This window comes from Kitasatospora sp. NPDC057595 (assembly GCF_042800875.1).
GTDB lineage: Bacteria > Actinomycetota > Actinomycetes > Streptomycetales > Streptomycetaceae > Kitasatospora.
Window position 1 is genome coordinate 170,149 of sequence record NZ_JBHVGL010000021.1, and the last position, 6,199, is coordinate 176,347.

Annotated in this window: 6 protein-coding genes; 4 read left to right on the plus strand and 2 right to left on the minus strand. The window is 72.4% G+C overall.

From position 1 onward, the window contains the following. Window positions 1-23 precede the first annotated feature (23 nt). Window positions 24-458 carry a MarR family winged helix-turn-helix transcriptional regulator gene (locus ACFU9E_RS27975; protein WP_380686214.1) on the plus strand — a complete coding sequence of 145 codons (435 nt, stop codon included), beginning with the start codon at window positions 24-26 and terminating at the stop codon, window positions 456-458. Window positions 459-587: 129 nt separating this feature from the next. On the opposite strand, the gene ACFU9E_RS27980 is transcribed toward ACFU9E_RS27975, so the two are convergent. After that, on the minus strand, window positions 588-1,550 hold the full coding sequence (locus tag ACFU9E_RS27980; protein WP_380686212.1) for a M56 family metallopeptidase: 963 nt from the start codon (window positions 1,548-1,550) through the stop codon (window positions 588-590). A 177-nt stretch (window positions 1,551-1,727) separates the two neighbouring features. Next, window positions 1,728-2,309, minus strand: a complete 582-nt coding sequence (locus ACFU9E_RS27985; protein ID WP_380686210.1) for a DUF5134 domain-containing protein — start codon at window positions 2,307-2,309, stop codon at window positions 1,728-1,730. A gap of 348 nt (window positions 2,310-2,657) precedes the next feature. On the opposite strand from ACFU9E_RS27985, the gene ACFU9E_RS27990 reads away from it, so the two are divergent. From ACFU9E_RS27990 to ACFU9E_RS28000, 3 genes are read left to right on the plus strand one after another with little or no spacing between them, the layout of a single operon-like run. Beyond that, entirely contained in the window at window positions 2,658-4,058 is a 1,401-nt protein-coding gene (locus tag ACFU9E_RS27990) for a DUF6421 family protein (protein ID WP_380686208.1), read from the plus strand. Continuing rightward, entirely contained in the window at window positions 4,055-4,813 is a 759-nt protein-coding gene (locus ACFU9E_RS27995; RefSeq protein ID WP_380686206.1) for an SDR family NAD(P)-dependent oxidoreductase, read from the plus strand. The genes ACFU9E_RS27990 and ACFU9E_RS27995 overlap by 4 nt, the downstream gene beginning before the upstream one ends. Beyond that, window positions 4,810-5,904, plus strand: a complete 1,095-nt coding sequence (locus tag ACFU9E_RS28000) for a threonine aldolase family protein (protein ID WP_380686220.1) — start codon at window positions 4,810-4,812, stop codon at window positions 5,902-5,904. The genes ACFU9E_RS27995 and ACFU9E_RS28000 overlap by 4 nt, the downstream gene beginning before the upstream one ends. The last annotated feature ends 295 nt before the right edge of the window (window positions 5,905-6,199 follow it).

Below are 6,199 nucleotides of genomic sequence, written 5' to 3' on the forward strand. Positions count from 1 at the left end.
GGCGCCTGTGATACTGTGGCGCCGTGGCTGAACTCGACTCCCCGGCGGAGGCCGGTCTGGTCGCCCAGTGGCGCGACCTGCTGGCCCGCCATGCCCAGACCTCCTGCCTGCTCGACCGCGAGCTCGGGGAGAAGTTCGGCCTGGGCATGAGCGAGTTCGAGGTGCTGGAGCGCCTGGTCGAGGGCTGTGACGGCACCGGCCACGGACTGCGGGTCCAGGAGCTGGCCCCCACCGTGCACCTCAGTCAGAGCGCGCTCTCCCGGCTGATCGGCCGGCTGGAGAAGGCCGGGCTGGTCACCCGCGCGATGTGTGTCGAGGACCGGCGCGGCATCAAGGTCGCGCTGACCGAGGAGGGGCACCGGCGCTACGAAGAGGCGCGCCCGCTGCACCGCGAGGTGCTCTCGCTCACCCTGGCCGACGACCCTGAGCCGGCCTGCGGGGCCCCGATCGCCGACTGACCTCTCGCCAACCCGCCGGTGCTTCCGGCCGGTTGATCGTCCCGGCGGTGCCGGTCCTCCCGGTCCGCCCGGTCGTCCTGGTCCGCCCGGTCGTCCTGGTGGTGCCGGGGGCCCCGATGGCCCCGGTGGTCAGCGCAGGGCGAGCAGCCCCGGCGCGGCGGCCAGGACCACGACCGTGGCGGGCGTCGCCAGGGCGAACAGGGTCACCTGCAGCCGGCCCGGCACCGACAGCCGCGGCCGTCCGGCCAGCAGCCGGTCCACCCGCTTCGGGGACTGCGCCAGCCCGGGCGGGCAGGAACCGAACACCCCGCGCCCCAGATTGATCTCGGCCAGCGCCAGCGCCGTGGTGTGCCGCCCGTGCCGGCGCGCCGCCCGGTCGTCCGCCGCCAGTTCCACCAGCTCGCCCACCTGGTCGCGGAAGGCGCTGAACACTCCGACCCCGGGGAACCCGGAGGCGAGCGCCTGGGCGACCTGCGCCAGCCAGTGGTGGCGGGCCCGGACGTGCCCGCGCTCGTGGCTGAGAACCGCCGCCAGCTCCCGGTCCGTCAGCTGGCGCATCGCCCCGGTGGTCACCACCAGCCGGGAGTCCTGCCCCGGCAGCGACCACGCCTCCGGGCGGACGTTCTCCAGCACCACCAGCCGCTCCCGGCGCGGCCGGGCGCCCTGACCGGAGGCCGGCTCGATCGACTCCGGCAACGGCGGTGACAGCTTCGCCAGTTGGGCGTGCCGCCGGGCGCGCAGCGCCTTCGCCGCACGGACCTCGCGGGTCAGCGCGAACACCGTCTGCAGAGCGCCCGCCGCCAGCACCGCCGCGCACAGCCGCCCCCAGCCCTCGGCGTTGTGCAGCCCGTACGCGGCCTCGACGCCGTTCGGCGCGCAGGAGAACAGCACCTCCCGCAGGGCGGGCAGGGCGGCCATCGCGGCCAGCACCAGGCTCAGCGCGCAGCACAGCAGCACGGCCACCACCAGGCACTGCCAGACCAGCAGCGCCAGCACCGGTTCCCGCTCCACCCAGCGCGCCCGGGCCAGCAGCCGGGGGGCGGCGGTGGCGAGCAGCAGTCCGAGCAGCAGCAGGCCGAGCAGGGCCGTCATGGCATGGGCTCCCCGAGGGCAAACGGAGCGCGACAGTGCGCTTCCCGCCAACTTATGCGCTGCCGGGGCGCGGTGGTACGACTTTCGGTCGCCCAGTGACCAACGCCACGACCGTGCTCCGGCGTGGCGGCTTCCCGTGGTGCCGTGCGGCGGTCGGACGGTCCCGGGACGGACGTCCTACGTGGTCAGGAGCATGGCGAACATGCCGATGACCACCGACAGCCGGCAGGCCCGGGGCAGCCCGGCCGCCGCGGGCACCGGCACCGCCCCGCCGGGCCCGCTCAGCAGCCGGCTGCCGGACCACAGCGCGTACCCGCCGAAGTAGACGAGCAGCGCGCCGGTCAGCGCCGGTGGGCCCGCCGCCGGGTGGTGCCCGGCGTGGCCGGGCGCGGCCGTCATCACCAGCGCCATGTACGTCATCGCCAGCGCGCCGACCGCGTGGTGCAGCCGGTGCGCGCGCCGGGCCGGCCGGCACAGGGCCGCGAGCAGCAGGAGCACCGCGGGCGGACCGTACACCCAGGCCCACACCTCGCCCGGCACGGCCGTCCCGGTCACCGCCATGGCCGCCATCCCGCAGCCCATCAGCCCCTCGGCCAGATCCGACTCGTGGGCGCGCAGCCACCGCGGCCCGGCGCCCACCGGGACGGGCGCGCCGTCCGCCGGAACGCACGGGGCGTGGCGCAGCCGGGAGAGGCAGTAGCCCCCGGAGGCCGCGGAGAGCACGGCGAGCAGCCAGCTGACCAGGTTCGGACCGTGCAACGGCGGCCTCCCGGGCGGCGCGGACGGGCGTCCCGTCCACGATCGGGGCCCGCCGCCCCCTGCGGCAGGGCGCGAACGAGGGCGCACGGAGGTGCCGGCCGTGGTGCGGCCGGGTGCGGCCGGGCGTGGAACCTCCCCCCGGTGGCGGGGTCCGGAGCCGCGCGGCATGGTCGCCTTGGGGGTTTCGCCCGGCCTGTCCGGAAGGTCCCACCGGCCGTCCGCACGGCCGTCGTTCGCGCCCCGGGCACGCGTCGCCGCAGATCCGTCGCTCAGGCCCCCCCTTGAACAGAAGAACCTTTCGTACTTATGGTGGTCTCGTTGAAACCCTCCTGTCGAAGTGAGTCCCCGATGCAGAATCTTTCGTCAAGGCTCGCTGTGGCGGCCGACACCCCGGCCCAGAACCTCGCCGAGCACCCGGCCTGGCTGCGTCTGAAGGACGCCGTCGAGACCCTGCGCCCCCTGCAGTCCAAGGACGGCTCCATCGACCTGGCCTCCGTGCAGCGCCACACGGTCGACCCGCTGGTCGCCACCGTGCGCACCGCCGTCGCCGAGCTGGCCCCGCACTTCCCGCACGACGCCGCCTACCTGGCCGCCGTCGACGCCGACCTGGCCAAGTGGGCCGACACCGGCTACCGGGAGCCCGACTTCCTGGACTCGCTGCTCGCCTTCCAGCCCGCCGACCAGCGCGAGGACGGCCTGCAGCACCTGGTCGTCTTCCCGATGTACACCCAGAACGGCAACCCGGACCGCAACCTCGAAGCCGTCCTGCTGAACGTCGTCTGGCCCGAGTGGCTCGCCGAGCTGGAGCGCACCCGCTTCGACAACCCGATGTTCGTGCCGATCACCTTCAACGACTTCACGGCCGGCTACGACACCAACTCCGCCGTCCTCTTCCCCGAGACCGTGGCCGTGCGCAAGGCGCCGGAACGTTTCACCTGGGGCGGCATTTTCTGCGACCGCGAGGCCGCCCGCTTCCGCGTCGTCTCCACCAACGCCGTCCAGCAGCTCGGCCTGGAGATCCCCGCCGACGCCGCCGCCCTGCTGGACGACCAGGAGCGCTCGCAGCAGACCTTCGTGCTCTGGGACCTCATCCACGACCGGACCCACAGCCACGGCGACCTGCCGTTCGACCCCTTCATGATCAAGCAGCGCAGCCCGTTCTGGATGTACGGCCTGGAGGAGCTCCGCTGCGACCTCACCACCTTCAAGGAGGCGGTGCAGCTGGAGACCGAGGGCAACGAGCACGCCCGCGACGTCCAGTACGCCATCCTCTTCGACCGCCTCTTCCGCTTCCCGGTCAGCGGCGACCGCGTGCGCAACTACGACGGCATGGGCGGCCAGCTGCTCTTCGCCTACCTGCACAAGAACAACGCCCTCCAGTGGCGCGACAACCGCCTCAGCATCGACTGGGAACGCGCCCCGCAGGTCACCAACGCCCTCTGCGCCGAGATCGAGACCCTCTACCGCGACGGCATCGACCGCCCCAAGCCGGCCCACTGGATCGCCGCCTACGAGCTGGTCTCCCGCTACCTCACCCCGCACCCCGCCTCCACCTGGGCGAAGGGCACCGAGGCGCTCCCGTTCGACATCACCGACGGCAAGGCGCTCAACAAGGCCCTGTGCGACGCTGTGGTCCCCGACGAGTTCCCGCTGAGCATGTTCTACGAGGCCCTCTCGAAGAAGCTCGGCGGCGTCATCGCCTCGACCGCCGGCATCACCGGTGCCGGCCTGCAGGGAGCTGCCGCGTGACCACCGCACCCAAGGGACCGCTGACCGGCAAGGTCATCGCCGTCGCCGGAGCCAGCGGCCCGGCCGGCCAGGCCGTGCTGCGCCGCCTCGCCGCCGACGGCGCCACCGTCATCGGCGCCGACATCGACGCCCGCCGCCTGGAGTCCGCGCTCGACACCGTCCGCGTCGCCGTCCGCGGCGCACGGGTCAGCGGCCAGGTCATCGACCTCCTCGACCCGCAGGAGGTCCACGACTGGGCCGACCACCTGGAGGCCGAGCACGGCCACGTCGACGGCGTGTTCCACCTCGTCGGCGGCTGGCGCGGCAGCAAGACCTTCTTCGACAGCCGGCTCGACGACTGGGACTTCCTGCACGACACCGTCGTGCGCACCCTCCAGCACACCTCGCTGGCGTTCCAGCCCGCCCTGCTCCGCAGCGAGTCCGGCCGGTACGCGATGATCTCCGCCGCCGCCGCCCACAAGCCCACCGCCGGCGGCGCCGCCTACGCCGCCGCCAAGGCCGCCACCGAGGCCTGGACGCTCGCCATGGCGGACTCCTTCCGCAAGGAGACCACCGCCGAGGACGGCAAGCCCACCGCCGCGGCTGCGATCCTGGTGATCAAGGCGTTGGTCAGTCCCGAGATGCGGGCCGAGAAGCCGGACGCCAAGTTCACCGGCTTCACCGACACCGCCGACCTCGCCACCCACCTGGCGGGCCTCTGGGACCGCCCCGCAGAAGAACTGAACGGACAGCACCTGTGGCTGACAGCCCGATGACCGACCCCACCGCGACCGACCCCTCCGGCCGCACCGACGCGGTACGGCGGCACGACCCCGCCGTCCGCGGCTTCGCCAGCGACAACTACGCCGGTGTGCACCCCGAGGTCCTCGCCGCGATAGCCCTCGCCAACGGCGGCCACCAGATCGCCTACGGCGAGGACGACTACACCACCCACCTGCAGGACGTCTTCCGCCGCCACTTCGGCGAGCAGGCCGAGGCGTACCCCGTCTTCAACGGCACCGGCGCCAACGTCGTCGCCCTGCAGGCCCTGCTCCCGCGCTGGGGCGCGGTGATCGCCGCCGAGAGCGCCCACATCAACGTGGACGAGGGCGGCGCACCGGAGAAGATGGGCGGCATCAAGCTGCTCACCGTCCCCACCCCGGACGGCAAGCTCACCCCCGAGCTCATCGACCAGCAGGCCTGGGGCTACGGCGACGAGCACCGCGCGCAGCCGCTCGCGGTCTCGATCACCCAGAGCACCGAGCTCGGCACCCTCTACACCGTGGAGGAGATCCGGGCGATCGTCGACCACGCGCACCAGCTCGGCATGCTGGTCCACGTGGACGGCTCGCGGCTGGCCAACGCCGCCGCCTCGCTCGGCGTCCCGCTGCGCGCCTTCACCACGGACGTGGGCGTCGACGTGCTGTCCTTCGGCGGCACGAAGAACGGCCTGCTGTTCGGTGAGTGCGTGGTCGTGCTCAACCCCGAGAAGGTCCGGAACATAAAGTTCCTGCGCAAGACCTCGATGCAGCTCGCGTCGAAGATGCGTTTCGTCTCGGTCCAGTTCGAGGCACTGCTCGCCGGTGACCTCTACCTCCGCAACGCCGGCCACGCCAACGCCATGGCCGGCCGCCTGGAGGCAGCGGTCCGCAAGATCGACGGCGTGACCGTCGTCCGCCCGGCCCAGGCCAACGCGGTCTTCGCGATCCTCCCGCGCGAGGTGAGCGAGCGACTGCAGAAGCGCTACCGCTTCTACTTCTGGAACGAGCACACCGGCGAGGTCCGCTGGATGTGCGCGTTCGACACCACGGAGGCGGACATCGACGCCTTCGCGGCGGCCATCGCCGAGGAGATGGGCCGCGCCTGAGGCGCTGCTCGAACCGCCGATCGTCCCGTCCTGCGTCAGCAGGGCGGGACGATTTGCATGTGGCGGGTCGGTCCCCGTACAGTTCCGGAGTCGCCGCGAGAGAGCGGGGACAAGTGGAAAGCGAAGTCCGATGAATGAAACTCCGGAAAACGGAGCGGAAAACGTCTGATAAGCTGGAAACACGAAAGAGCGAAGCGCCTGGAGGGCCGGTGTGAAAGCCGCCTGAAGGAAGCGTCCGTTCCTTGAGAACTCAACAGCGTGCCAAAAGTCAACGCCAGATATGTTGACATCCCCG